General features: G+C 50.5%; 26 protein-coding genes. 9 read left to right on the plus strand and 17 right to left on the minus strand.

Annotated elements, in window-relative coordinates; translation table 11 throughout:
* Nucleotides 1-33 precede the first annotated feature (33 nt).
* From B8V81_RS09270 to B8V81_RS24745, 12 genes are all read right to left on the minus strand, one after another.
* Entirely contained in the window at nucleotides 34-513 is a 480-nt protein-coding gene (locus tag B8V81_RS09270; protein WP_028598712.1) for a hypothetical protein, read from the minus strand.
* A gap of 73 nt (nucleotides 514-586) precedes the next feature.
* Nucleotides 587-2,662, minus strand: a complete 2,076-nt coding sequence (locus B8V81_RS09275) for a hypothetical protein (RefSeq protein WP_028598711.1) — start codon at nucleotides 2,660-2,662, stop codon at nucleotides 587-589.
* Nucleotides 2,659-4,521 carry an ATPase, T2SS/T4P/T4SS family gene (locus B8V81_RS09280; protein WP_028598710.1) on the minus strand — a complete coding sequence of 621 codons (1,863 nt, stop codon included), beginning with the start codon at nucleotides 4,519-4,521 and terminating at the stop codon, nucleotides 2,659-2,661. The genes B8V81_RS09275 and B8V81_RS09280 overlap by 4 nt, the downstream gene beginning before the upstream one ends.
* Complete coding sequence (locus B8V81_RS09285) at nucleotides 4,518-5,357, minus strand: CpaE/TadZ family protein (RefSeq protein WP_043111219.1); 840 nt, start codon at nucleotides 5,355-5,357, stop codon at nucleotides 4,518-4,520. The genes B8V81_RS09280 and B8V81_RS09285 overlap by 4 nt, the downstream gene beginning before the upstream one ends.
* Before the next feature lie 14 nt (nucleotides 5,358-5,371).
* The gene (locus B8V81_RS09290; protein ID WP_028598708.1) at nucleotides 5,372-6,079 is read right to left on the minus strand and encodes a hypothetical protein; all 708 of its coding nucleotides are present in this window, start codon (nucleotides 6,077-6,079) and stop codon (nucleotides 5,372-5,374) included.
* Nucleotides 6,080-6,090: 11 nt separating this feature from the next.
* On the minus strand, nucleotides 6,091-7,212 hold the full coding sequence (locus B8V81_RS09295) for an SAF domain-containing protein (RefSeq protein ID WP_043111218.1): 1,122 nt from the start codon (nucleotides 7,210-7,212) through the stop codon (nucleotides 6,091-6,093).
* Nucleotides 7,213-7,259: 47 nt separating this feature from the next.
* The gene (locus B8V81_RS09300) at nucleotides 7,260-7,871 is read right to left on the minus strand and encodes a hypothetical protein (protein WP_028598707.1); all 612 of its coding nucleotides are present in this window, start codon (nucleotides 7,869-7,871) and stop codon (nucleotides 7,260-7,262) included.
* Between the two features lie 2 nt (nucleotides 7,872-7,873).
* Complete coding sequence (locus B8V81_RS25185; protein ID WP_156876707.1) at nucleotides 7,874-8,044, minus strand: hypothetical protein; 171 nt, start codon at nucleotides 8,042-8,044, stop codon at nucleotides 7,874-7,876.
* 83 nt (nucleotides 8,045-8,127) lie between these two features.
* Nucleotides 8,128-9,072 (minus strand): ParB/RepB/Spo0J family partition protein, encoded by a 945-nt coding sequence (locus tag B8V81_RS09305; protein ID WP_028598706.1) that lies wholly within the window; start codon nucleotides 9,070-9,072, stop codon nucleotides 8,128-8,130.
* Nucleotides 9,020-9,847, minus strand: coding sequence for a ParA family protein (locus tag B8V81_RS09310; RefSeq protein WP_028598705.1), 828 nt, complete (start codon nucleotides 9,845-9,847; stop codon nucleotides 9,020-9,022). Before B8V81_RS09310 ends, B8V81_RS09305 begins: the two co-directional genes overlap by 53 nt.
* A 348-nt stretch (nucleotides 9,848-10,195) precedes the next feature.
* Nucleotides 10,196-11,686, minus strand: coding sequence for a recombinase family protein (locus B8V81_RS09315; protein ID WP_101808200.1), 1,491 nt, complete (start codon nucleotides 11,684-11,686; stop codon nucleotides 10,196-10,198).
* 2 nt (nucleotides 11,687-11,688) lie between these two features.
* Nucleotides 11,689-11,940, minus strand: coding sequence for a hypothetical protein (locus B8V81_RS24745; protein WP_146000469.1), 252 nt, complete (start codon nucleotides 11,938-11,940; stop codon nucleotides 11,689-11,691).
* A gap of 266 nt (nucleotides 11,941-12,206) precedes the next feature.
* Here B8V81_RS24745 and B8V81_RS25990 point away from each other — a divergent pair, with 266 nt between their 5' ends.
* The 5 genes from B8V81_RS25990 (at nucleotide 12,207) to B8V81_RS09340 (ending at nucleotide 14,278) form a co-directional block, all read left to right on the plus strand.
* Nucleotides 12,207-12,383 (plus strand): helix-turn-helix domain-containing protein, encoded by a 177-nt coding sequence (locus tag B8V81_RS25990; protein ID WP_101808201.1) that lies wholly within the window; start codon nucleotides 12,207-12,209, stop codon nucleotides 12,381-12,383.
* A gap of 2 nt (nucleotides 12,384-12,385) precedes the next feature.
* The gene (locus B8V81_RS09325; RefSeq protein ID WP_101808202.1) at nucleotides 12,386-12,589 is read left to right on the plus strand and encodes a helix-turn-helix domain-containing protein; all 204 of its coding nucleotides are present in this window, start codon (nucleotides 12,386-12,388) and stop codon (nucleotides 12,587-12,589) included.
* A gap of 2 nt (nucleotides 12,590-12,591) precedes the next feature.
* Nucleotides 12,592-12,834 (plus strand): MerR family transcriptional regulator, encoded by a 243-nt coding sequence (locus B8V81_RS09330; protein ID WP_101808203.1) that lies wholly within the window; start codon nucleotides 12,592-12,594, stop codon nucleotides 12,832-12,834.
* A 188-nt stretch (nucleotides 12,835-13,022) separates the two neighbouring features.
* Nucleotides 13,023-13,205 carry a helix-turn-helix domain-containing protein gene (locus tag B8V81_RS26260; RefSeq protein ID WP_101808204.1) on the plus strand — a complete coding sequence of 61 codons (183 nt, stop codon included), beginning with the start codon at nucleotides 13,023-13,025 and terminating at the stop codon, nucleotides 13,203-13,205.
* Entirely contained in the window at nucleotides 13,205-14,278 is a 1,074-nt protein-coding gene (locus B8V81_RS09340) for a hypothetical protein (RefSeq protein ID WP_101808205.1), read from the plus strand. Before B8V81_RS26260 ends, B8V81_RS09340 begins: the two co-directional genes overlap by 1 nt.
* A 256-nt stretch (nucleotides 14,279-14,534) precedes the next feature.
* Here the strand turns inward: B8V81_RS09340 and B8V81_RS25750 are convergent, their stop codons facing one another.
* Entirely contained in the window at nucleotides 14,535-15,032 is a 498-nt protein-coding gene (locus tag B8V81_RS25750) for a hypothetical protein (protein ID WP_244912734.1), read from the minus strand.
* Between the two features lie 251 nt (nucleotides 15,033-15,283).
* Between B8V81_RS25750 and B8V81_RS09350 the strand changes: the two genes are divergently transcribed.
* From B8V81_RS09350 to B8V81_RS26265, 4 genes are all read left to right on the plus strand, one after another.
* Nucleotides 15,284-15,865: a recombinase family protein gene (locus B8V81_RS09350; protein ID WP_101808206.1), complete on the plus strand. Its 582-nt coding sequence runs from the start codon at nucleotides 15,284-15,286 to the stop codon at nucleotides 15,863-15,865.
* 361 nt (nucleotides 15,866-16,226) lie between these two features.
* Nucleotides 16,227-18,131, plus strand: coding sequence for a Dam family site-specific DNA-(adenine-N6)-methyltransferase (locus B8V81_RS09355; RefSeq protein WP_180968408.1), 1,905 nt, complete (start codon nucleotides 16,227-16,229; stop codon nucleotides 18,129-18,131).
* Nucleotides 18,132-18,152: 21 nt separating this feature from the next.
* Nucleotides 18,153-19,907, plus strand: a complete 1,755-nt coding sequence (locus B8V81_RS09360; RefSeq protein ID WP_101808207.1) for an AlwI family type II restriction endonuclease — start codon at nucleotides 18,153-18,155, stop codon at nucleotides 19,905-19,907.
* A gap of 636 nt (nucleotides 19,908-20,543) precedes the next feature.
* A complete protein-coding gene (locus tag B8V81_RS26265; protein ID WP_425320489.1) occupies nucleotides 20,544-20,780 on the plus strand; it encodes a helix-turn-helix domain-containing protein in 237 nt (78 codons plus the stop codon).
* 59 nt (nucleotides 20,781-20,839) lie between these two features.
* On the opposite strand, the gene rlmD is transcribed toward B8V81_RS26265, so the two are convergent.
* From rlmD to B8V81_RS09380, 4 genes are all read right to left on the minus strand, one after another.
* Complete coding sequence (gene rlmD / locus B8V81_RS09365; RefSeq protein ID WP_101808208.1) at nucleotides 20,840-22,381, minus strand: 23S rRNA (uracil(1939)-C(5))-methyltransferase RlmD; 1,542 nt, start codon at nucleotides 22,379-22,381, stop codon at nucleotides 20,840-20,842.
* 519 nt (nucleotides 22,382-22,900) lie between these two features.
* On the minus strand, nucleotides 22,901-23,818 hold the full coding sequence (locus B8V81_RS09370; protein ID WP_028598703.1) for a diacylglycerol kinase: 918 nt from the start codon (nucleotides 23,816-23,818) through the stop codon (nucleotides 22,901-22,903).
* An 8-nt stretch (nucleotides 23,819-23,826) separates the two neighbouring features.
* Nucleotides 23,827-24,639, minus strand: a complete 813-nt coding sequence (locus B8V81_RS09375) for a sirohydrochlorin chelatase (RefSeq protein WP_043111217.1) — start codon at nucleotides 24,637-24,639, stop codon at nucleotides 23,827-23,829.
* Entirely contained in the window at nucleotides 24,639-24,929 is a 291-nt protein-coding gene (locus B8V81_RS09380) for a YerC/YecD family TrpR-related protein (RefSeq protein WP_028598701.1), read from the minus strand. Before B8V81_RS09380 ends, B8V81_RS09375 begins: the two co-directional genes overlap by 1 nt.
* Between the last annotated feature and the right edge of the window lie 418 nt (nucleotides 24,930-25,347).

Consider the following 25,347-nt stretch of genomic DNA (forward strand, 5'->3'; position numbering starts at 1 on the left):
CTGGGCCGGACGCTTTCGTAACTTCATCCGACCTTATTGCTGCCGGAAGATGATGCCGCGAATGACATTGCTGCTGTCCAGCACCAGCGTGCTGCGGAACTTGCCGCTTGGATTAACGTAGTTGATGTCCGCTTCGTCTACGGTCTGGCTAATCTGGCCGGGTGCGGCTCCGACGATTGCGCCGTAGGTGACGCTATCCAGAGGCACACCGGTATTGACAACCTTGCCGTACCACTGACCGGTCGGGTTTTTGCCGGTAACGATCTGGATGCCAAATTGGTCCTGATCGCGGAACTTGCGAAGCGCGTTTACAACCTGACTGCCCGAAAGCGTCGTATTGTCATACACCGTAAACGCCGTTTGTGAAAGTTCCGTCTGGATATTGCTAAAATTGCTTTGAGCCGCCTTGGTCGAATCCTGGGCGGAAATAAACAGCACGACAGCCAGTGTAATGAGTGCGATGGCAAGGAAGATTCCTGCTGCCATGACAAGTGCCTTCTGCGCATTGGACATGTACAATTCTCTCCTTTGATTGGGGGGATAAAAAAAACGCCTTCCCGCTGATAAAGGAAAGCGTCTGTATGGGTTACTGGATGCGTTGAAGCTGATCGTAGTACACGGTCATCTGGCGCAGGCTGACGACGACAAGCGGAATGACCAAATACCCGAATATCAGTATCATCAAGGGGGCAAACCCGATCCAGCGGCCCCAGCCTGCCTTTTGTTCAATTAACTGTTCATACTCCTGCTTGCGCTGCTCCCGCGCAAACGCCTGCTCTGCTTCGAGATCGTCGAATGCCTGCCGGATCGTCAAATGCTGCGAAGCCATTTCCAGCTTTTCCACGATCCGAACAAAGGGCAGAAACGGTGCATCTTCTTTGAGCTGCGCAAGCGCCTGCTCCTCACCCTGCTCAAAGTGAAGAAGGCAGGATTGCAGTGGCTCCTTGAAGACGCGGGCGAACTGCTCCATCCATAGCAAAAGCTGTTCAACCGACATCCCATCCATCCCGGCGAGCATGGCAATCACGGCCTGCAACTGATCCACCTCGTGTTTCATCTCCATCTGCCGCATACGCCGCTGGAACAGTCGAATACCAACTGGCAGCGTGTACCCACCCCATCCTGCGGCGAAAGCCAAAAACGCTTCCCACCACGCCAGAAAAGGCTGATTCAGCTTCTCCAGCTTGCCCAGGATGCGCCGCGCCGCCTCTCGAAGCTGATCCTCCTTGACCTGTGCAGCCGGGTCCTTGCGCAGCAGGCTGATGACGCTATTTTCGCTTCGCGGCCTCACCTCCTTTAATTGATCGAGCATCCTGCGATCCAGCGCGGCGGCTTCCCGTGCCTTCGTTTCCTCCTCCGGGGACAACTGCCCGAAAAGTGTTCCCGGCTTCACAGGTGCATACAGCACCTGATGCCGCTCCGCTGCATGCAAGGACACGAATAAGCCCAGCACCGCCAAAAAGGCTGCGAACCCGGCCACGATCCGCTGCACGTAAAACCATTCGAGACGTAAGGGAGAGGTTGTATCCTTGAGCAGCCGGGTTATCCGTTCCGCTTCTCGCGAGCCTGAAACCGGCCCCAGCCGGTGGGCCAGCCAGCGCACCCACGGCCAGCCATAGACCCGTTGCTCCCATCTTTTTCGGCTGGTGGTGGTGGGCCTTGCGGTCGCATCCAGCTCCGACAGGTTGCGCAGCAGCTCGTAGCAAAGCCACACGACGACAAGCAGACAGAGTTTGGCGGCCCAACCGAAAGCGCTGGCGTAGAACGTGTCCATTGCCGGAAAAAAGTGGCTGGCCCAGGCTTCAATCGGACGGGTAAACAGCAGCGGCAGCAGCGCGATAACGGTCAGCCCCTGTAATAAGAAGCTGAGACGCTCGCGACGCAGCAATTCCAGATTCAGTTCGATGGACAGCTTTTCCAGTCCCTTGAGGTAGACCGAACCGCTTTCCGTTTGCTGATCGCCATGCTCTTTGATGAGATACGACAATCCCGCAAAGCCCTGCAAATAGCGATTAGGGGCATGCTCCACATATTGCGCCAGTTTATCTTCGGCGTCGCTGTCCGTCAGCATGTCGAACAGCTCTTGCCCGTGCAGCGCCATTTCATACGGCGCGCTGTCAGCCGATTCATAGACGGCTTCATCCACCATCCCGTGACGATGGTAATGATGTCTCACATCCCCAAGAAACAGACGAAGTTGTCGCAGCAGCCGCATTTCGAGCCGATAAACACCCATATCCGAGAGGATGCCGTGGCCGACCCAAAGACCAATGCCGAGCATCGCCAGCGTGTAAGGGTCGCGCACCGCCAAAACAAGCGGAATCGCGGCCAAAAACAGGACAAGCCACATCAAGAGCGCCGATTTCATCACCTCAAGCCGCAGCTTCCATTCGTCCCCGAGCCGCAGGATGACCAATCGCCTGCGAAGGTGCTGCAAGTACATCCTTAAAACCGGCATCTGCTCGCAAACGCTGTATAGCTGCTGCATGAAACTGTAAACCGCCTGCTTGCGAGGCGCTTGCCCCGGCTTACGCAGCGCTTCGTAGCGCCGGACTGCCGCCACCTCCGAATCACGCCGGGACAGCCACAGGAAGGCCGCGACAGCGGCAAGAAAGAGCACGGTTGCGATGCCGAGCAGAGGGGAGAGCCATTCCCGAATCAAGTCTCATCCCCCCAATGGGATGCCAGAAACGCATCAAAGACGGCCTGATCGGGGCCGCCCAAGTATTCCGCAATCTCGCAGCGACTTTGCTCGGACAGGGGATGAACGGCAACGTAACGGCCGTCGCGGCATTCAACGAGATTTCGGGCGGTGTACAGCGGACGATCCGTCGAGCGGCGGAAGTATTCGAGCGTCGTTTCCATAAAGGCTGCCATCCGTTCGTCCTTTGTCATTTTCCCGCGAAAGGCTTCCGGGTACGCCGTCTCCTGCGGCACTGGGACACATTCCGTAATGCGCTCGATATAGCGCCGTCCGTCCAGGTCGCGGCGGAGGTGAATATCGAAGTTGACGACGCTGACGACCTGCTGCTCCGCCACACGCTCGTTCGTAAACACCTTTGTTTTCAACAAGGAATTGCGGAGAGACAGCACAAGGTCACGGAAGGTTTTGGCGTGATGCGTGAACAAGGTGAATAATGACGCCACCTGTGCCATCTGAACCATCCAAGCGGCGACCGGGTCGGTCGCTACCTCGCCCAAAATATTGACAGAGCCGTCCGTCTTCTTCTGGATGTCCAGCCCCTGTTGACCGGAAATCGTCTCGGTTTCGCGCAGGCTGACGATGTTGCGTTCTGGATAAATTTTGCGCAATTGAAGCTCAAAGCTCATTTCCTGTACCCGGATGGGCAGCACTTCTGGAATATGGCGCACCATCGCCATAAGCAGCGTTGTTTTGCCGCTGCCCTGCGCACCGGTAATCGCGGTGATCCGCGCACCCGATACCAAGTAACGAATGAGGCCAATCGGCAAATCCGCGCCTTCGTCCTGAATCAACTGCTCTAGCGTCGCGCTTTGCACGTCGAATTTGCGCACAAAAAAAGCCCACGATTCACTGAATCGGGGGCGCAGCACGACGACGCGGGAGCCGTCTGCCATTTCATTGACCTTAAATCCGTTCGCCTCGGACAACTGGCCGGGAAAATTGTGCTTATAGATGATCTGGCAAACGCGCCGCAGTTCCTGCTCGGAGCCGAAGGACAAGAAGCTCAGGTGAATGGACTTCCCCTTGTAAAACAGCCATACGCTGTCATGCGAACGGGGCAGCAACTGAAGCTGTGCGTCCTCCTCCAGCGACCATTCGCCCTCCCACATGAGCGGCGGCAGACCAGATACGCCCCCGGATACACCGTCCACACGCATGTCGCGCAGCTCGTCCACGACGCTGAATCCCTTGTAATGCTGATAAATCCGCTGGACGACAAGCTGGAGCTTATCGTCCGTCGTCAAACGCGGCGCTTCACGGGCGAAGACGCTACGAATATCCTCCACCGTAATCCGGTACGTTTCAAGCTGGCCTTCCTCGTTTCGTCTTTGCCGATCCCATTCATAGGTTTGAACGAGCCGGTCGAGCGCATGAAGCCCGGCTTCCTTTTTATATGTGTAAAGCAGAATATCAAACTGGTCTTGCGCGGAGAGGGACTCCGGCTGATGAAAAGGCAGCAGGAGGTTCAAATGCGCATCGTCCAGTTCATAGCGCTGCGCGAGCAGGTCGGCAATGATCTCCTTGACGTATTCCTTGTCCCGCAGATCACCGGAGGTGCAGCCCCGCAGCGCCTTTTTCAGCTCCGCCCGTTTGCTTTTTCGGCGGCGGTATTCTTCCTCCGACAAACCGAAGTCGGCCAGGTTGCTGCTGGTTAACTCGTGTAGCGTTGCTTTTACGAAAGTGGTCATCGCTTCCAGCGTATATACCGATGTGTCGTCCGTCCGTTCCGGCAATCGTCGGCTCAGGCGCAAATAAAGGAAGAAGATTGAAAGCAACAAGAGCGCGATCAGGATGAAGGCATTGAGCATAGCCGTCATGGCGTGTCGCCCTCCTTCCCTCCGAAAAGGGGCTGTCTTGCGCCTGCGCTGTCGATCACAGCCTGCGCCAATCGTCGCACCTGCTGCACGAACAGGTGGTTCTCGTGACCGCTTGCTATCTTCCTGTTGCGAAACCAGAAAGGATTCGCTTCTCCATGCTGTGCCGCATCCATCCAGCCTGTATTATGTGCAACAGGGTACACGGTCGGTCCTATACGGAATTGACGCATGAGATTTTTAGAAGTGAGCGTCGAATAAGGGTCGTACTGTCCGAACACGAGCAGCGTTCTTCGGCCTTGAAGCATCGCTGCTTCTGCCGATTGAAAAAATCGCTCTAGAAGGAGACGGTTTTGCGGCAGGCAGACGACCCATACGTCGGCCTGCCGCCGCAGCATTTCGTCCCAAGCCGACCCGCTGCCGCTCCCCCCATCCAACAGCACTACATCGTAAGCGCGGCGGGCAACCGCAAGCAGCGGTGTGAGCCATTCTTTTGCCGTTTCGATAAAGATATCCTCTTGCTTGATGGAGCCGTGCAAAATATCCAGGCGATCCCGCAGCAACGGATGGGCATAGTCACGCAGCATGACAGGCTCCAGCTTGCGGTTTTTCAGCAGACGCAAGAGCGCATCAATTCCCGTGTCCGGGGTATGCATGTCCTCTCTTCCGGCAGGTCGATAATAGGCTCGTTCGACAGCAGAGTAACTGCTTAGCAAATGCCCAAGCAACAGCAATCGCGCCGAATATTCCAAACCCATGCACGTCGCCGCGGCGAGCAGATTAGTCGTTGTCCCGGCCTGACCGGATACAGGACTCCAAAATACAACGGTAGCTCCCATAAACGTTCTCCTTTCTACCACACCCGCACCCGTTTACGAGCGATTGCCCAGGCTCGTCGCGCTGTCTTGCGGTCGAAATCGCCAAGCTGCTCCAGCATCGTCAGCAGCATCTCGCGAAACGCCCCGGTCAGCCCGCGAAGGTCGATGCGGCCGTGGTGTTGATTGTTCAAATCGACGGCTGCATCGCGTTCGTCCAAAGGGAAGCGAAACACCGTAACCTCCAACTGGATATGCCGCAACCGCTTTTCGGCTCGCCACGCTGCCAACTTTCCCGGTATGTCAGGGGAGAGCAACTCGAAAAACGAGACAGGCTCTTCCGTGTTCTGTAAGCCGAGACGAATCATCAGTTCCTCGTTTTTCTCCAGCGATAACCGCCTTCCATCCCAGCACCACACCCGCTTATCAAACTGGGACAGGTTGTGGTGGAAAACAAATTCCGTATGGTCAGTGTCCACCAGCATGATGTCGTATGCCGGTGTCGTCCCTGCCTGTGCCAAGCCTCGTTCAAGCTGTTCGGGAGTGAGATAGCCGTAGGCCACATCCATACCTTCATAATCCTGAACGGCGCTATTGGCATAGGCGTGCGGCAGATAACCCCGAATCGACTGCGTGACGGTGGAATCTACCAACAGCACTTTATTCCCCAACGACACAAGTAAGCGGCCAAGCACCAACAAAGCATGCGTCTTATCCGCTACGCCGATAAAAACAATTTTTTTCATATCCGCACTCCTCATTGATTGAAGATATTTTCCCACTTATCTTCGCTTGCCGGAGGCGCTTCGGTTGCAGGAGGCATACCCGATGGCTGCGACGGCGAAACGGCAGGAGGGGGCGTCTGTTGATTTTTCGGAGATTGCGTAGCTGCTGCTCCAGCAGCATCACTCACGCTAGGCTGCGGACCATTCGTCGAAACTGCTGATTCTCCAGACTGCGGTGTGCCTACTGGCTGTGTTCCGCTCATGGCATTAGCCTGCCGCGTCGTCATCCGTTCGTTTTGCAACTGCTGCTGCACGGTTACACTACCGCTGGTGACGCGAAGCTTGTCCGAGTCGCTGACCGCCTTCAAATTGCCATCCAGCGTTTGACGCAACGCACGGGCAAGTTCGATTTTTGCGGTTTCGAGCAGATTGGGATCAACCGCCATCAGGTTCAATACCTTCTGATTGGCCGGATAGTTGACCACAGCCGCTTCCTGTAAGCCCGGCTCGATGTACGGGAGGGCATACAACCGCGCTCCCTGCAAGTACGCATCAATAATAGCGCTGGACGTTTGGAGGATGTCCATCTCATTCAGTTCCAGCCATACAACCGTACCGGACAGCTCCTGTACCTTCTTTTTAGATAAGAGAACAAAGTCCTCGCCGGTTGGAAAGCCGATGCGAACGTCTATATATTGGTTAGGCTTGAGATTAGAGGGAAGCTGAATGACCTGAAACTCCTGTATGCGCAAATCCTTCGGAATGGGCTGCCCTTCGTACAATAAAGAGGAAAGCAGCGGCGTTCCTGGTGCAAGCTCGATTTTGGCGTTTTTGCCGATGATGCTTTCCCGGTCGGTGATGACGCCCGGAGGAACCAAACTGACGGGCATCGGAACAGCCTTGAGGTCATCCGCTTTGAGCGAGACGCCTGCCGGTATTGTTTTTGCAGTCGTCCAGACATTTCGGCTGTTTTGCTGCTCCTCCTTTCTCAATTGCTGAATCTGCCGCTCATACTCCTCTTTCATTTGTTGCTGCTTTTGCTGCTGATCAGTGTGCTGCATCAGCATATACAAGGCCGCTGCTACCAGAAGCGCCACGCTGATCGCGATGGCTCCCATGATGAGCGTCTTGCGGTGTCGATACGTCCATGACATCGTTCACGATCTCCTTTCATTTATATAGAAGATACCTTGCGCTTCTCTTAACGCGCTTCGCCTCGCGGACGCGGCTTTGATGGGGCTTGCTCCGCTTGTCGTTGTGCCAGCTTCTCGGCCGCCCATGTGGGCGTATGCTCCGGCTTCAGGAACCCCATCAGGTCTTCCCGGTTATAGCGGTATTCATCGCCGGAATAGAGGGTTTCCGCATAGACCGCCCGCCCACGTGAGTTCCCGGAGGCACCGAAGCCTCCCGTTACCCAAATCAACTGATGGTCTGTCGTGCGAAATTCCGGCCGCAACCAATCCAAACGGGTCACAACAATTCTGCCGCCGAGATCATCGTCACTTTTGATGGGCAGGCATTGGTCGGGTTGAATGGGAGGCATCGGCTCCGTGATCGTAGCGCGCTCGGTCTGGAGTTTCTCGATTTCCCATTGCAATAGCTTGGTAAATTCCTGCATTGCGACCAGGTAATCCGCATATCCTTCTGCACCGAAATACTGATCGATGCCAAACAAATTATTCTGCGAGCAGTAGCAAACCAAATAGGGCTTTTCGGTATTCGTGATGTCGATGCCTAAAACAACCTCCACCCTGCCAATGGGCAGCGCTTGATAGACTTCGTAGTCACCGGCCATTCGTTTCTCTTGCTCCATCGTCAGCCCTCCCGGTTCATTTTGTGGTCACGTTTCTTGTGCCAGCCTTCGGCTACCTGAGCCTGCTTGCGCAGTTGTGCTTCTTCCTCCTCGGATGGCCTACTACGCGCAAAACCCGGCTTTTCTTTCATCAGACGTTCATACTGACGCCGTTTTCCTTTCGTAAAGTCCATTGATGACCTCCTCCCCGAAAATGGGCATAAAAAAAGCTCTCCGTCAGAGGAAAGGGCGCATGAACAGGGCGGCAACGGGGGAATTACCGTTCGTGCTCCCTTTGCCGCCTTTTGTACCAGTTTTCCAGCAGTTGCACGATTAGGTCTTCCTTTTGTTTTTCCGAGAAATCTCGTGGGAAAAAGCGGTCGATTCGTTCTCGCTGAATACTCATTTTTTCTTTCTGATTCGGCTTTTCCTCCGTCAGTATGGTGTAAATGACATCTGTATTCAGCCTGCCTTCTTGACTCATCTTTTTCATACGCTGAGCCTGAGCAAGTGAAGGCGTGCAGTCCTCGGCCTGCATGGTCTCGAATAGGGCTTGCTGTTCTTTCTCGGCCAAGTAAGATAACTCAACGGCAGGATTAAAGGCAATCCGTTTGTCGTCTACCATTTCGAGAATGGGAGGAGTGAGTTCGGTTAGGCGAACGTATCTAAATATTTGGTTTTTGCTTTCGCCCATCTGTTCTGCTAATATCTCGCTTGATTTCTTTGCAGCAGACTTGTTCCCAACTTGGGAACGAGTTAAATCTGTTCGTTGTCCTTGTCTGTTCATAGCTTCCAATTTCATTTTGTAGGCAAAAGCTTTTTCACTCGGAGAAATATACTCCCGTTGCAGGTTGCTATCCACCATGATGATCGTCGCTTGATCGTCATCCAACTCGCGAACGAGACAAGGAATTGTTTCCATACCAGCCAATTCGCTTGCCTTCTTTCGACGATGGCCGGATACCATCTCGTATCCACCGCCTGCCTTTGGCCGAACTAAGCCGGGAACAAGGACACCATACTGCTTGACACTATCCGCCATTTCTAACATCGCTTCATCCGCCCTTACCTTAAAGGGATGACCGGGAAATTCACTAATTTCAGCCAATGGAATATCCATCACCTTTTCCCGTTGCGAATCGTTGCGGCTTGCCTCAGTCGAGAATAAATCATCGACTTTGGTCAGTTTTATGCTGGCGAGCCGATCTTCTTTCGCTGCCAATATCCTGCACCTCCTTCGTAAGTGCAGCGTAGGCTTTAGCAACCTGTCCGTTCGGATCGTGGGCAAAAATGCTCTTGCCCTTGGCGCTAGTTTCTGCCGCGCGGATGGACAGGGGGATTTCTGTATTGAATACACGCAGCTTATCCCCATAATCCCGACGCAACACGAAAGAAATGTCTTTGGCGAAATTGGTTCGGCTGTCTACCATCGTGAGCAGCACACCATCCACAGCCAGCTTCGGATTAATTTGCCGCCGAACGCGGGCAACCGTCTGCAAAAGCTGCGTCATGCCTTTGGCGGGCAGGTAGTGCGCCTGTACCGGGATAATGACGCTATCCGCCGCTGCCAATGCGTTGATCGTCATCATGCCCAAGCTCGGCATACAGTCGATCACGATAAAATCGTAATCTGCTTTTACGGAATCGATGTATGATCGCATAATCGTTTCCCTGCTCATCGTATTGACGAGCGCCACTTCGACTGCCGATAATTCGATGTTTCCCGGCATCAGGTCGATACCTTCGTGATGGTGCAAAATACCTTCCCTCGGCGCATATGGCTCCTCCGTCATGCCTTTCACCAACATCGTAGCCAGTGAAACGGATAGACTGTCCGGTTCATGGAAGCCTAGCGAATCCGTCAGGTTGCCCTGCGCATCCGCGTCCAACAGCAGAACCTTCTTGCCTTCCGCCGCCAAGCCAATACCGAGGTTGACCGCTGTTGTCGTTTTGCCGACGCCACCTTTCTGATTGGCGAGAGCGATTACTTTGCTCATCCAACAACTCTCCTTTCACGCAAAAAAGCCGACTGCGCTGAACATTCAATAGTTCAGACAATCGGCTTTTTTGAAAAGTATCTATATAAAAAGAGAACGCCCCAATTTTTGGACGCTCTCTTGGATATTCTCAAATTCAATTAGAAGTCATCAGATGTGTCTACCCATTTCAAATCCAACACAATAGAAACCTCGATTTTATCATTCAATGTCTTACTTCTAAACTCGTTTTCCTCAATATTAAACGACGCATACTTCGCAGAATACTGATAATTCAGGACTTCTAGGAATCGACCCGACATATTCCTACCACGCACTCCACATGACTTGAGTGTCGGTCACTGTATTTTAAGCCGTAAGAAGAGCGGTGGCGGCAAACTTGTAATGAATGTTTACCGAACCATCCGCTTGAACTTCAATCCTTTCGACCAAACGATGTACCATTTCAGGAGTAAGTTCCTTAAGCTTCATGAAATGCTTGAGTTCTTTCTTCAATCGAGCAATGCTTTCCCCTGTACTTTTATTCCCTTGTTGAGACTGGAAGCCTTTTAACTGCTCCTGTAGGCTGTACAGTTCAGCATTTCCGCTCTCTGTTGCTTCCTTATACTCTATCTCAGTAATCGTACCACTCGCCAACAGTCTGATTAAACCTGTCTTTTGTTCCTTTAGCTTTTCAATGCGTCTTTGTAAAGACTGTATTTGCTTTTCTGCTTGCTTTCTTGCTTGTAAGGTCTTTACCTCAAGCCGCCCCATAATCTCGTTCTCATTAAGCGTCTGAGCATTGTTACGAATGTCGGTTAGGATAACCTCAATGAGTTCCTTTTCCTTCACGCTATGCTGACTACAAACATGCTTTCCGTGCTTATAGTAGTTGCCGCAAACATAGCCTTTGCGATACTGAACATACCATAGTGCCTTTCCACAATCTGCACAGAAAAGATAGTTTGTGAAAAGGTGCTTCTTAGCTTTGGGCTTAGCTTTTTGCCGCTTTCGCCCCTTCATATATTGTTGGACAGCTTCAAAGTCTTCCCTTGAGATTATGGCTTGGTGGGCGTTTTCAGTAACGATTTGCTTTTCCCTTGGAATTTCTTCACGTACTTTTGACGTGACGCTAACTGTTGTCTGCCTTCCTTGAACCAAGTCTCCGACATAATGTGGGTTAGTCAAGATTTTCTTGATAGAAGTACCTTGCCAGTATAGCCCTGCATTTTTCTTGCCGACAACTTGGGCAGGTGTTGGACATCCTTCACGAGTCAAAGTTCGTGCGATTGCATCGAATCCTTTTCCCTCCAAGTACATTCGGAATATCCGCTTTACATTGTTGGGCGTGTCGTCCTCCGCAAGAATAAGCTTTCCGCTGTTCAGCCTGTACCCGTAAGGCGGAACCGAACCCTTGAACTCACCTTTTCTTGCTTTACTACTGAGGGCGGCTTTAATTCGAGTGGACGTTCGCTGTGATTCTTGCTCGTACATCCAAGCATATAGCCCGAACATTTCCCCTTTACCCTCAAGCGTGTTGATTGCATTGTCTAAAGTGACAATATGAATACGGTTCTCCATCGCTATATCCCTAATTTGATAAGAGAGACCACCATTCCGAGCAAGTCGTGATAATTCTTTTGCCGCGATAACGTCAAACTTACGCTCCTTGGCATCCTTTATCAGACGTTGCAAATTTTCTCTTTTACCAGTTGTTCCACTCTCAACGTCAATATAGAAATCAAACACATCCCACCCTTGTTTTTCAAGGTACTCGTAGAACAAGCTTCTTTGATTCTGTAATGACGTTTTTTGCTCTTCTTTATCTGTAGAAACACGAATATAAACTGCACATCTCATAGTTACGCAACCCCTTCACTATGAAATGTATTGGCGTTACCTTCATTATACTGGAAATCTGTTGATTGTTCTATCAACCTGTCAATTTCCGAGTTAATAAGCGGCATAAGCAATTCATGAAACGTTACGTTATCTCCATAAGTTCTTTCAACTTTCATATTTGATTCCTCCCTGTGCGTTGTCGGAGTAACAATCGCTACATGGGTAGGAAAAATTGCGGTGGAATAATTAATATTTTTTGCAATCGGTATCACCTAAATCATCCTATTAAATGACAGCCGCAATTGTGTCTATTTGCAGATGAAATCTACGGATTTTACGATAGCAAAGTTACCAAAAAGTGCATTAAAGCTTAGAAAATAGTTACCTTCGTTCTCTCTCCCCTTTCCTGAACTAAAATGACCCGTTCTTTTCGGATAATCCGAGATTTTGCAATATTTCTACGCACCTTTGTTAATCGTGCAAGCCGCTTACTTATATTGTGACTGTAACTAATTCACAACCGAAAGGAGCGGTCATCATGGAACGTTTATACACTATCCGCGAAGTAATGGAGATTCTACAGCTTTCGTACACAACGGTTTATGCAATGTGTTCAAACGGCACTCTGCCAAGCTGTAAGGTTGGCGGAAGCATCCGCATCCCTCAAGAATCGCTAAGGAACTTCATCCTCAATAACACAAAGGGAGGTCAGTAAACATGGACGATATGAAGACATACCTTGGTCGCCTTTACTCTGCCGATGACGTAGCTAAGATGTTGAACATTGAAATGGTAACTTGCTACAAGTGGCTTGGCGAAGGACGAATAAAGGCAATGAAGCTAGCCGGGACGCTTTGGCGAGTGCGAGAAGCCGATTTACGGGAGTTCATCGAACAGTCAATCAAAGAGGGGAGACGCTAAACATGGAGAGATATTACACCGTTTCTACAATCGCTCAGCGTTTGTCCGTCCATAGTAGAAGCCGCATGGTCACCGAGGACACCGTTTATAGGTGGATTCAACAAGGAAGGCTACATGTCGAACGTATTACGGGCAATAACAGGGGCTACGGCAAATACCCTTATTGGGCGGAAGCCGAACACCTGAAATCCGTACTTAATGAAATGGGATTTGACGCTGAAAGGCTCTTTCCCGACAACGATTAGCCTCCCAAGGTAAGGATACAAAAAGCCCCTGCTGAGTCATGGCAGGGGCGATAAGAAGGACGTGTACCCTCATTATAGGAAATTCCTACTGCAACTGAACAATAAGTTGCAACGATTACTAGCACGAGAGGGTTATTTTTTTACCCTCTGCTGTCACTAACTTATACCATTCCAAGGGGGAACAGGACATGAAAGAAATATTGAGTCGCAAAGAAGCCGCAAAAGCTGTTGGGGTTAGCACTAGAACTATTCTGAGAGCCATACAATCGCGTCAGCTTGACGCTGTGAAGATAGGTGAGGGTAAGACCTGTTCTTACATGATAAGCCGCTCAGCCGTTGCACAGTACATCCAGAGAAGGGGGCGGAAGTAATGATGGATAGATTCATACTCTACCATAACGGATTCTACTCCCTTCCGAACGAAGTTGCATGTTGTAGTCGCTTGACAGGTGATTCATTGAAGTTGCTTGGGCTTATTGCCAATCGCGTCAATACAGCCGAAAAACAGGGCAAAGAACTGAAAACTGTTGCCATGTCGAGACTTCTGCTAAAGAGAGTATTCGGGAACAGCGTTGACAGGACAGTTAAGAACTACGCCAAACGATTGAAGGAACTTGGGTTTATCGAGTCTTATTCCCTTCAAGGTGGGGACGGTGGAGAGTTCATATGTACCATCAATGACCGCCCTGAAAACAATCCTTATGTGCTTCTGAGCCGTATTGAAAATGAAGTGATTTACCTCACTGAATTGCAATCAGGGCAGGAAGCGGATGCCTTGCTAGAAGCCTTCACAGCCGCTATTGAAGTCGTGGAGCATGATTATGTCATAAAGTTAAAGAACGCCGCTGAGAACGAACGTGAGACGATTCTAACAGCATACGGCAATTATCTGAGGGAATCCCTTCAAGCTAACGGAAAGGTTTGCATAGGTGTCAATCAAACTAAGGTAAAGACCAAGAAAAACAAGCCTTTACCGACAGAGACCGCCTTACCCGATGATGTGCAGTTATGGTCATATCCAGAGTTTGAAAGTCACTTCCTCAGAGAGTACCGAAAAGTTACAGGGAAGAATCACACCACCAAGAGTCGTAAGACGGGTAAAACAGTCGAGGACTGTATTAAAGACTTACAGCACCATTATCGAGACCATGAGAAGGCAGAGCGTAAGCCGATGATGAAAAGTCACATTGAAGCGTTCTTCGTAAACTATCCGCCATCTGAAAAAATTACTCCGACAGCTTTTCTCATGGCGGACTGTGATGCTCTTTATAATGTCCAACGCTACCTAGAGACCGGAAGCAAACATACCCCGTATGAAGAACGGTCATTCAAGGACAATAAGAGCATGAGTCAAGCTGAAATGAAGGCACAGCAAGCAAGAGAAGCAAAACAGGAAAACAAGGGGATGTCGCTTGAAGAATTAATGAGAAGACTTAGTGGTTAGAGAGAAGGTCGAAAGGAAAATAAATTCCATACACAAGGAAAAATTTTTCCCTCCACATGGAATTTATTTTCCTTCCAATCGGATTTTCAAGGAATTATTTTTCCATCTCCTGCCCGTTTTACATAGGTGATACCTGAGCATTTCGCTTCTCTAAGAACTTACATTAAATAACGAGAAAAGAACTGAAAACAACGTAGTACGGACGAATCAGGAGTTCGAGGTTATTGTAAAGCGGCGGAATAGGAATGTTTACTTTTTACGTTGACTCCTTTATCTTTTCAAGTCTCCTGTTCTCTGATTCCACCAAGTGCGGCACAGCCGCCTTTATCAAAGCTTTCATTGACCCAAAACGTTTACCAGTAAAAGGACAGATGAAGTTGGGCTTCACTTCCAATTGTGCTGATTCCGCTCCCTTCGGGAACAGTACCCGTAGGAATACCGCTTTCGCCCCCTCCCGTACCTCCGGGGCGGCTGACTCGTCAAAGTTTACAAAGATATTCCAATACTCCTCCGCTTCTTTCTTACTTAGCCCCCGAAAGCCCCTATGATTTAGGTTACCCGATTCAATGATAAAATCAGTGTCTTCTATGGTTGAAGTTACTTTATTCATAAGACTTTGAATGTATGCCGCTACCGTTGGTTCTCCCGATGATTCAATTTGATTCCATTGTTCCTCTGTCAGAGTCAGCGACACTTTACGAGTTATCCCCTGTGGTTTACGTCCTGCCCCTTCTCGTCTTCCGCCCCTTGGCATAGCCCTTCTCTCCTTATTGAATAAAGTTACTCTTTTCATAATAATACAAAATGAGTATATGAATCAAGTTACTCAATTCAAAATCATGGTACGTAAACGATTGTTTATGGAACAGTCCACATTGTGTCTGTTTTCAAGGCAATTATGTAAGAATATCGGTTACGAAACTCGTTCCGAAATCTAATTTACGAAATGGTACGTTTATGATACAATCCTATAAAAGATACATAAACGAGAGGAACGAGAGAAATATGAGAATAGCTTACGCAAGGGTATCTACCGCTGACCAGTCACTCGATTCGCAAATGGACGCATTGGCAAAGTTCGGTTATGACCGAATATTCACAGAGAAAGCAAGCGGCGGAAAAGATGACCGCCCCGAACTTGAAAAGGCTATCGACATGCTTCGTGAAGGTGACACTTTCATTGTTTACAAACTTGACCGCTTAGCACGTTCGACACTAAAGCTAATAGCAACACTTGACCTACTTAAAAAGAAAGGCGTTGAGTTCGTAAGCCTTTCCGATAACATAGATACTTCTACAGCGGCAGGAAAGGCAATGTTCGGCATGATGGCTGTCTTTGCAGAGTTCGAGAAATCAATCATCCATGAACGTACAGTAGCAGGACTAGAAGCCGCTAGAGCACGTGGACGTAAGGGCGGTCGCCCTATGACGGATAAGAAGAAGCTAGACAAAGCAATCAAGCTACACGCGAGCGGAGAATTTACGGTAACACAAATTGAGGAAATGACAGGTGTAAGTAAGGGGTCACTTTATCGCGAACTCAATCGGAGAAAGCAAGAAGTAACACAAGTGACTGAAACAGTCTGAGAGCCGTTGAGCGGCTTTATACGGTCAAAGCTATGCAGAGCCACCCGGAAATAAGAAGGCGGCTCTGTTCAGCTTCTAGGGCGGATTATAGACCCCACCCAGTGCCTAGTGATTCGCTTCTGGTTGACTTGCCTGAGTTTACCCTCGTCTGCTCCGTACAAATTTTTTTTGAATCGACGTTGTACGTACAGGGGCTTATAAGGCGACTTACTTATTTGCATACTTATTTTCAAAGTGTTATATTGATTTATTTACGGAGTTTAAAAAAAGTTTGTTTGTTCGGATTCTAGTTGATGTTTACAAGTGATAGAATAGATTTTGTGAGTGCGGTACGGAATGAATATAAAGGTGGTAATAAATAATGGCTGTCCCGAAACAACAATTACTTATACAGCAGATTGAAAAACCGATAGCCAAACCAATATTAAAATGGGCAGGCGGAAAGCAACAACTTTGGAATGAAATTGCACGGCATGTTCCGAATAAATTCAACAAATACATTGAACCTTTTTTCGGTGGGGGCGCGATGTTCTTTGGCTTGCAACCGGATAACGCAGTTATATCAGATACTAACCCCGATTTAGTAAACTTGTATAAAACTGTTCGGGATAATGTTAATGAACTAATCGAATGTCTTGGGGGTTTTGTAAATGAAGAGGAATTTTTCTACTCCATTCGAAGCCAAGACCCGACGCATTTAAGCCATATTGAACGTGCGGCAAGAACCCTATTCTTGAATAAAACTTGCTTTAACGGGCTATACCGTGTAAATAAAAAAGGTCAGTTCAATGTTCCATTTGGCAAATACAAGAACCCTAATTTCTGTGATGTTGAGGGGCTTAAAGCGGCAAGTTCTGCGTTATTTGATACCACAATCGTTGAAGGCGATTATTTGGAAGTTCTGAACAACTACGCCGAACCGGATGATTTCATTTATTTAGACCCTCCTTACCTTCCGATTTCTACTTATTCGGATTTCAAACGTTATACGAAGGAGTTCTTTTACGAAGAAGACCACGTTGCATTAGCAAATGAAGTTCATCGACTTTACGAATTGGGTTGTACGGTTGTTCTGACTAACTCGAATCATCCATTAGTTTACGAGTTATACCGTGATTACAAAATTGAAGTTCACAAGACGAAGCGTTATATCAATTCGGATGCAAGTAAACGTGACGGACAGGACGTATTGGTAGTGGCACAAGCACGTAGAAGGAGTTTCAAGGTTGTGAAACCGGAAATTCCAAATACGCAGTTAGACCGATTCCCCGGAACAAGATATATGGGCAGTAAGAACAATTTACTTGATAGTATTTGGGATATTGCTTCTCAGTTCCGATTCGATTCGGTGTTGGACGCATTTAGTGGTAGTGGCGTAGTAAGCTACATGTTTAAGACGAAAGGTAAAACCGTTTATTCGAATGACTTTATGACGTTTTCTGCTAACGTAACAAAAGCGATAGTTGAAAACAATTCCGTTACCCTAGACGAAAAAGACGTCAATTTCTTGCTAAAAGAAGGCGACGGTAATGGATTTGTTTATGAAACATTCAAGGGTCTTTATTTTTCTGACGAAGAAAACATTTTCATAGACGATTTGAGAGCACGAATTGATAAGTTGCAAGACCCTTATAAAAGAGCGTTGGCAATCGCGGCTTTAACTCGTGCTTGCTTGAAACGAAGACCTAGGGGGATTTTTACTTACGTCGGGTATCGATATGATGATGGACGTAAGGATTTACAAAAAAGTTTGAAAGAACATTTCCTTGAATCCGTTGAAGCGTACAATAATGCAGTATTTGATAACGGCAAACAAAACATATCCACTAATAGGGATACTATGGAACTTAGACGACACGCTGATTTAGTTTATATCGACCCACCGTATTACAGCCCATTGAGTGATAACGAGTACACGAGACGCTATCATTTTGTTGAAGGGCTATCGAAACGGTGGGAAGGTTTGGAAATCCAACAGGATACAAAAACCAAAAAATTCAAGAAGTATCCTACGCCTTTTGGAACAAAGGTCGGTGCTTACGATGCATTTGACAAGTTATTTGCTAAACACAAGGATAGCATCATAATGGTTTCCTATTCTTCAAATGCGTTCCCTTCAATGGAAGAAATGATTGAACTTCTTTGTAAATATAAAGATAAAGTTGAAGTCAACCAGATTGACCATAGATATTCGTTTGGAAATCAAGGTCATAAAGTTGACGACAACAACAATGAAGTACAAGAGTACATTTTTGTCGGATACTAAACAATTGTCGAGGTGTGCCGTATGAGTTCTCCGTGGCATTTTGGTAATACAACTGTAAGAAATCCTTTACGAATACGTGAAGGTTTGATTGTACTTAAGAATACGTTAAACGGTAATATCATCGGTAAATCGCAAGAGCGTTTATTTGCTGATGAACTTGATAGAGCAGGCGTTATTGAAATTGCAAACAAGCAGAGAGATTACAGCGATATGGGACGTAAATGGCGTTCCTGCTTATCTCAACTTGGATTTATCACGCATAAATTCAAAAGAGATTTAAGACCGGACGAAAAAGACCCTGCAATTTTAGAAGTTGTGGCTGAAAATCCAGAGTACGGGTTGACTGGTCGCGCTTATGAGATTACGCCAAGTGGTCAAAGAATGATAAACGCCGAAACAGTTCAGGAACAACAAGAATGTATGCTCAGAGCATTACTTGCATATGAGATTCCTTCTGTGATTGAACCGACTAACGGCGAAGAAAGTTTTAACCCATTTATTTTTATCTTACAAGTGCTTCAAAGGTTGGGTTCACTTGAAAACTCGGAAGGCTTAAGCAAAGTTGAAATGGGGATAGTGCAAATTTATCGAGACCACAAGTCTGTTGATGAAGTTGTTGAAAAAATCCTTGAATTTAGAGCCGAAAGAAATGCGGTCACAGGTAGAGTTGCAAAACGTAGAGTGGATAACGCCTTGTTAGAACGTATTGCCGCTAGTGTTGGTTTGCAAAGGGATTCGCTAAAGGATTACGCTGACGTGAATTTCAGATACCCACGATTAACGGGACTTGTCTCATTAAAGGGAAAACGGCTTATTCTTAGTGATAAAAAGTTACCAATAATCAACGCAATCATTTCAGTTGACCGTCGGATTATCGGTAAAGAAAACGGCAAAGAATATCTAACTCGTCTTTGGAACGGTTCTCAACTTCCAACTGATAATGAAATTACGGCTAGAGAAGAAATCGTTAGATTCCGTCAACTTCTCATTGACTCCGGTATGGATGAAGCATTAGTACCGACTATACCAGAGACGCAAGAAGTTGCTGATTTGAATCAAGTACGACTTAGACTTGAGGTATTATACCAACAAGTCCTAGAAAAGAATTATGCGTCCCAACAAGATGAAGAGGAACAAGTAAAGGAAATTATTGCTTATCTCAAAAAGATTGATAAGCAACCGATTGATGAAGAAACGTATGATATTGATATTGAGGACGAACCTGCATACTTGGAATGGGCGGTATGGAGAGCGTTTCTAGCTATTAATCAACTTGTAAACAAACCGCATGAAGCAAGGAGATTTAAGGTTGACCAAGACTTTTTCCCGTTAGGTTGTGCCCCCGGTGGCGGTCCCGATTTGATATTCGAATTTGAGGACTATGTTCTGGTAGTGGAGGTAACTCTAACAACTTCATCACGCCAAGAAGCCGCAGAAGGCGAACCAGTCCGTAGGCACGTTGCAAAAGAAAAAGCAAAGGTCGCCGCGGCAAGTGGAAAACCTGTTTACGGATTGTTCTTAGCACGTTCCATTGATAATAATACAGCAGAAACATTCCGTGTTGGCGTTTGGTACACAGGAGACGAACCAGATTTCATTAACATTGTACCGATTACACTAAAGCAATTCATTTTAATGATGGAAAAATATGTTACGAACCGCTATGACAATAAAGAGTTCAGAAGGGTACTGGACACATGTTTAATTCCTAGAAATGCACATGCTCCTGCTTGGAAGAGAGAAATTCAAAAAGTAGTTGATGGTTTCTTGGGGTAGGTTGAAGGCAAATACCTATGATTGAGGTAACTTAATTCAGTAAAACTGACAGAATAGCAAAGAATAAACACAGAGCCACCCAAACATGGGCGGCTCTTTTAATTGCTCTACGGGGCTTTAAGGGCTTCTAATTAGACCTACCGGGTGTCGAATGAATCGGTTTTTGTTAGTGCGGCAGAGTTTACCCTCGTCTGCTACGCACAAAATTTTTCTGAAATGGTGTTTGACGCACATTATTCCTTCTTGAGTCCCCTTAAAATGAAAAAGCTGTATTATACAATAGAAAAAACGTATTGTAAATATCCAAAATTTGTCATTTTTCTAAGTGTGTGATACTGTATTTGATGAATAGAAAACTTGACTCAGGGGTGATTATGTTGAATCTATTAATCATTATTATTTCAATCGCAGTAGCAATACTTTGTACAATAACAACGATAATCAATTTCAAAACATTCAAACTACTTAAAGAAGAAAGGGAAAAAGGTAGTCATGAGTAATTTACAACCTAGGTTATTTCGTAAAAGAACAGAAAAGTATTGGCATGATTATAGACGCTACCAAACCTTTAACAACGAAGAAGAACTTAACCAAACTATCTCCAAGATTTATGAAATATATGAACTTACCTCGTCAATGGAATCTGTTCTCAATACTCTGCAACTTAATTCGCGTACCTATTTTGGTGTTTGTTGGCTCAAGGTAGCTGAGATAGCTGAGCAAAGCAATGTATCGAAAAGAACCGTTCAACGTGTCCTTAAAGAGTTCAATGACGAGGGCTTGGTTACTGTACATAGTCAAATAGACATAAAGCGAGGTGGAAAGTCCGCTAACGTCTACGTCATCAACTGCATGACTGACAGTACATATTAGGGCAGAAAAAGAGGGGCTTATCGCCCCTCTTTACTATTTACGCCAATACACCTCAACAATTAATCTTCCCTGACCAACAGTGAGCAACACTCCACATGACTCGTATGCGGGAACATATCCACCGGCTGGACTTCCACCGTCCGGTACCCGCCCGCCTCCAGCACCTGCAGGTCCCGCGCCAGAGTGGCCGGGTTGCAGGACACGTAGACAACACGCTCCGGCTGCATCGCCAGAATCGTGTCGAGCAGCTGCTCGTCGCAGCCTTTGCGCGGGGGATCGACGACGATGACGTCGGGCCGGATGCCCTCCGAGCGCCAGCGAGGAATGACGACCTCGGCCGGTCCCGCCTCGAACGAGGCGTTGCCGATGCCGTTCAGCTCGGCGTTGCGCTTCGCGTCCTCGATCGCCTCCGGCACGATCTCCACCCCGTACACATGCCCCGCCCGACGAGCCAGGAACAGCGAGATCGTGCCGATGCCGCAGTAGGCGTCGATGACGTTCTCGCGGCCGGTCAGGCCGGCATAGTCGACCGCAGACTGGTACAAGCGCAGCGTCTGCGCCGGGTTGACCTGGTAGAACGACCGCGCCGAGATGGCGAAGCGGATGCCGTCCAGCTCGTCGTAGATGACGTCGCTGCCCCACAGCGTGCGCGTCTCGTCGCCGAAGATGACGTTCGTCTGCCGCTTGTTGACGTTCTGCACGATGCTCTTCACCTGCGGCAGCGCCTCGCGGATGGCCGCGATCCAGTCCTCGACGCGCGGGATGCGCGGCCCGTTCGTGACGAGCACGACCATCATCTCGCCGGTGACGAAGCCGGTCCGCACGACGACATGGCGCAGGATGCCCCGCCCGGTCGCCTCGTCGTAAGCGGAGATGCCGACGCGGTTGCCGATCGCCTTGACCTGGCGTACCGCCTCGTCGTTGTGCTCATGCTGAATGAGGCAGGCGTCCATGTCGACGATGCGGTGCGACCCGCGGGCGTAAAAGCCGCCGATCAGGCTGCCGGCCGCGCCGTTCTCCAGGTCGGCCATCGCCATGCCGATCGGCACCTGGGCCTTGTTGCGGTAGCGCCACGGCTCGTCCATGCCGATAGTCGGATGGACGACGATGCCGCCTTTTCCAACCTCCGCCCGATCCGCTCCGCTCTCGCCTGCTCCGGCTGCGCTCGCATCAGCGCTCGATCCACCGTCGCCTACTCCAACCCCGGCTCCGCCGGCCGCAGCTCCCGCCGCGCGCTCTCCCTCGCTCCGCACATGCAGCTTGCCGATCCGCTCCAGCGTATCGACGACATGCTGCCGCTTCCAGACGAGCTGCGCCTCGTAGCTGAGATGCTGCAGCTGGCAGCCGCCGCATTGCTTGTAGATCGGGCACGGCGCGTCGACGCGGTCCGGACTGCTCTGCAGCCACTCGATCGGCTTGGCATAGCCGTACGTCTTCTTGACCTTGAGCACCTTGGCCTTGACGCGCTCGCCGGGCAGCGCGCCCTGCACGAACAGGGTGAAGCCGTCGGCGCGGCCGACGCCCTCGCCTTCATGCGTCAGGCCGGTGATGTCGAGCGTGACCGTTTCGTTCTTTCCGACCGGTACGGTAGGTTTCATCATTCATTCATCCGTTCTCTATGCGTAGTAAAGGCTTGCAGGCAGCCCGGCGCCTAAGGAGGCGAGGACGCGTGCAAGCCGTTGAAATTGGAGTCGAGCTTCGAGCTTTCATGGTGCTAATGATTCGTGGTGTCGTTAGCGGCCCCTTTTTCGAGCTCTTCCCATTTTAACGACGAATGATGCTGTTAGAGTGACGAATTAGGGTTGAAAATGGGAAAAACGGGCTTCCGCACGCGTCTAACAAGCTCAGGAGTCGTAAGAAATCGGCGTTCCCTCAAAAGGGGCTTCTAACGAGCTGACTCGTCGTTAGACCGCAGGCGCTAACAGCTCAAGCTCAAGAACTATGGCCGGTTCAACTGCGCCTGCGTTCTGCGCCGCAGAGAGCCGGCGAAGCCGGCGGAATCAGCGGACTCGCTGGACCCAGCGGACTCGCCGGACTCAGCCGACTCGCCGGACGAAGCCGGACTCGCCGGACTCGCCGGACGAAGCCGCCCAGCTGCCGCGCCCGAAGCCAGCGCCGCCTCAATAATGCGTCTTCCCTTCCTCGTCGACGAAGATGTTCAGATGCGAGGGCAGCACGGTGAACGTGCAAGGCAGCGTGCCGCCGTACTCGCCGTCGAGGTTGAGCTGGGCATAGTCCGGCGTCGTGACGGTGAGGCGGTTCGTCTTGAAGTGCAGGATGTGAGAGTCGTTGAAATGCTCGCCGCGCAGCGCGAGCGTGACGATGCGGATGAACTCGGCCAGGTTGCACTTCTTGAGCACGAGCACCTCGAACAGGCCGTCGTCGAGCGTCGCCGCCGGGGCGAGCTTCTCGAAGCCTCCGACGGAGTTGCTGTTGCAGATGAGGAACAGCATGATCTCCTCGTGGATGTCCTCGATGCCGTCGCCCTCGATGCGCAGCTCCATCGGCCGCAGGCGGGTCATCTTCTCGAGACCCTTCATATAATAGGCAAGCTGCCCGATCATCGTCTTGAGCTTGCTCGGCACCTCGTAGGTGAGCTCGGTGAGCGAGCCGCCGCCGGCGATGTTGATGAAATATTTCTTGCCGGCGCGGCCGACGTCGATCGGGCGGCTGTACTGGCGGGTGATGAGCTCGCACGCGTACTCCAGGTTGCGCGGGATGCCGAGCGCCCGCGCGAAGTCGTTGGTCGTGCCGACGGGCAGGATGCCGAGCGGAGGGCGGTTGGGCTTTTCGCCGAGGCCGTTGATGACCTCGTACAGCGTGCCGTCGCCGCCGGCCGCGATGATCATGTCGAAGCCGCGGTCCGCGGCATCGGCGGCGGCCACCGACGCGTCGCCTTCGCCGCAGGTCGCATGCGTGCTCGTCTCGATGCCGCCCCGCTCCAGCAGCGTCAAAATCTCGCCGAGCCGCCTTTTCATCTCCTCGCGTCCGGACGTCGGGTTGTAGATCAGCCGCGCTCTCTTGTATCCGCTCGTCATGCCTTCTCTCATCCTCCTGCTTGTCGCATCCGCTGCATCCACTGCAGCGCCTGGCGCGCCAGCCAGCGCGGCACCGCCGCGTCCGGCAGCATCGCCCGGCCGTCATATTCATATTCTAACTCGCCGAGCCTCGATGGAATCACGGTCGATGTGAAAAATCCTTGACTAAGAAACGCCGGCACGACGATCACGGTCTCCTCGGGCCGCCGGCTCCGCATCTCGCGCAGCCGGTCGGCCGCCTCGTCCGGCAGCAGCATCGCGGTCTCGGCGCGGGCGAAGCCTCCGCCCTCCCGCAGCCGCTCGCCGAGCCGCTGCAGGCTGCTGCGCCAGCGTTCGTGGAATACCGGCTCGATCGAGCCGTGTCCGACGACGAGCAGCGCCTCCCGGAACGGATCGCGCGAGAGCTCCCGGGCCTGCCGCAGCAGCAGCTCGGCGATCTCCGGCTCGTCGTTGATCGGAACGCCGGGATGGATGCGCGCTCCGCCTGTGCGCAGCGGCTCGAGCTCGCCCTCGCGCAGGCCCGCCGGAGGCTGGCCGAACGCCTGCATGATGTCGTCGACATGCGTGCTGCCGGAAGAGACGAACAGCGGCAGGACGAACAGATCACTCACGCCGAGCGCGAGCAGCTCGTCGATGCCGTCCTGGATCAGCCGTCCATCCACAATCTCCAGAAACGACGAAAGGACCGGCACAGGGCCGGTCGCTTGCGTAATCGTTTGCGCCGCGGCCGCTACGGCCTCGTCGACGAGCGCCACCCACCCGGGGTCGCGCGAGCCATGGCTGATGACGAGGATGCCGGGACGCAGCGGCTCTCTGTCCATCAGCGGTTCAGACGGTCCAGCGTCATCTTGTAGCCGTCGTTGCCGTAATTGAGGCAGCGCTTGACGCGGGAGATCGTCGCCGTGCTCGCTCCCGTCTCGGCCTCGATCTGGTTGTACGTGCTGCCCTTGCCGAGCATGCGCGCCACCTCGAGCCGCTGGGAGAGGGATTGAACCTCGTTCACCGTGCAAAGATCATCGAAGAAAATATAGCATTCCTCGACGCTCTTGAGCGTGAGGACCGCTTCGAATAATTGGTCGATCGCTTTATCGTTCAGCTTCTTGAGCTGCATCAACTTCACCCCTGTGAAATAATCCTACATTCCATTTTATATTGCTGCGCTAGAGAATACAACTATCACCGTGTTCACGCTTTAGAGGAGCGATGTTTTTTGCAAGCGCTCTCTTCGGATGGCGGGCAGAATGCCCGTCGGATCGGTTCAGCCTCCTTCAACGAGGCGCGGCTAGGACGATGTCCACTGGACGCGTACATGAGTTTGCGGCCGTCACGGATGGGACGCGCACCTATTTTACTACGGACCTACATTTTATGCTACCTCAAAATTCATGCTGTCCGGAACCGTCCTCTCCTCGCGCACATCACGATAGGTCGAACGAACTCTGCTCCGGTGCTTCCGTCTCAAGTGTGCCTATCGACGAAGCGAGGAAGGCCGACGCGCGCCGCAGCCGGCCGCGGCGTCCCGATCGTTC

Origin of the sequence: Paenibacillus pasadenensis (assembly GCF_002864175.1) — a bacterium.
GTDB lineage: Bacteria > Bacillota > Bacilli > Paenibacillales > Paenibacillaceae > Paenibacillus_O > Paenibacillus_O pasadenensis.

Coding starts and splice junctions, on each gene's coding strand:
- B8V81_RS09270 (WP_028598712.1), bottom strand. CDS start 513: ATGTCCAATGCGCAGAAGGCACTTGTCATGGCAGCAGGAATCTTCCTT.
- B8V81_RS09280 (WP_028598710.1), bottom strand. CDS start 4,521: ATGACGGCTATGCTCAATGCCTTCATCCTGATCGCGCTCTTGTTGCTT.
- B8V81_RS09285 (WP_043111219.1), bottom strand. CDS start 5,357: ATGGGAGCTACCGTTGTATTTTGGAGTCCTGTATCCGGTCAGGCCGGG.
- B8V81_RS09290 (WP_028598708.1), bottom strand. CDS start 6,079: ATGAAAAAAATTGTTTTTATCGGCGTAGCGGATAAGACGCATGCTTTG.
- B8V81_RS09295 (WP_043111218.1), bottom strand. CDS start 7,212: ATGTCATGGACGTATCGACACCGCAAGACGCTCATCATGGGAGCCATC.
- B8V81_RS09300 (WP_028598707.1), bottom strand. CDS start 7,871: ATGGAGCAAGAGAAACGAATGGCCGGTGACTACGAAGTCTATCAAGCG.
- B8V81_RS25185 (WP_156876707.1), bottom strand. CDS start 8,044: ATGGACTTTACGAAAGGAAAACGGCGTCAGTATGAACGTCTGATGAAA.
- B8V81_RS09310 (WP_028598705.1), bottom strand. CDS start 9,847: ATGAGCAAAGTAATCGCTCTCGCCAATCAGAAAGGTGGCGTCGGCAAA.
- B8V81_RS09315 (WP_101808200.1), bottom strand. CDS start 11,686: ATGAGATGTGCAGTTTATATTCGTGTTTCTACAGATAAAGAAGAGCAA.
- B8V81_RS25990 (WP_101808201.1), top strand. CDS start 12,207: ATGGAACGTTTATACACTATCCGCGAAGTAATGGAGATTCTACAGCTT.
- B8V81_RS09325 (WP_101808202.1), top strand. CDS start 12,386: ATGGACGATATGAAGACATACCTTGGTCGCCTTTACTCTGCCGATGAC.
- B8V81_RS09330 (WP_101808203.1), top strand. CDS start 12,592: ATGGAGAGATATTACACCGTTTCTACAATCGCTCAGCGTTTGTCCGTC.
- B8V81_RS26260 (WP_101808204.1), top strand. CDS start 13,023: ATGAAAGAAATATTGAGTCGCAAAGAAGCCGCAAAAGCTGTTGGGGTT.
- B8V81_RS09340 (WP_101808205.1), top strand. CDS start 13,205: ATGATGGATAGATTCATACTCTACCATAACGGATTCTACTCCCTTCCG.
- B8V81_RS25750 (WP_244912734.1), bottom strand. CDS start 15,032: ATGCCAAGGGGCGGAAGACGAGAAGGGGCAGGACGTAAACCACAGGGG.
- B8V81_RS09350 (WP_101808206.1), top strand. CDS start 15,284: ATGAGAATAGCTTACGCAAGGGTATCTACCGCTGACCAGTCACTCGAT.
- B8V81_RS09355 (WP_180968408.1), top strand. CDS start 16,227: ATGGCTGTCCCGAAACAACAATTACTTATACAGCAGATTGAAAAACCG.
- B8V81_RS09360 (WP_101808207.1), top strand. CDS start 18,153: ATGAGTTCTCCGTGGCATTTTGGTAATACAACTGTAAGAAATCCTTTA.
- B8V81_RS26265 (WP_425320489.1), top strand. CDS start 20,544: ATGGAATCTGTTCTCAATACTCTGCAACTTAATTCGCGTACCTATTTT.
- rlmD (WP_101808208.1), bottom strand. CDS start 22,381: ATGATGAAACCTACCGTACCGGTCGGAAAGAACGAAACGGTCACGCTC.
- B8V81_RS09370 (WP_028598703.1), bottom strand. CDS start 23,818: ATGACGAGCGGATACAAGAGAGCGCGGCTGATCTACAACCCGACGTCC.
- B8V81_RS09375 (WP_043111217.1), bottom strand. CDS start 24,639: ATGGACAGAGAGCCGCTGCGTCCCGGCATCCTCGTCATCAGCCATGGC.
- B8V81_RS09380 (WP_028598701.1), bottom strand. CDS start 24,929: ATGCAGCTCAAGAAGCTGAACGATAAAGCGATCGACCAATTATTCGAA.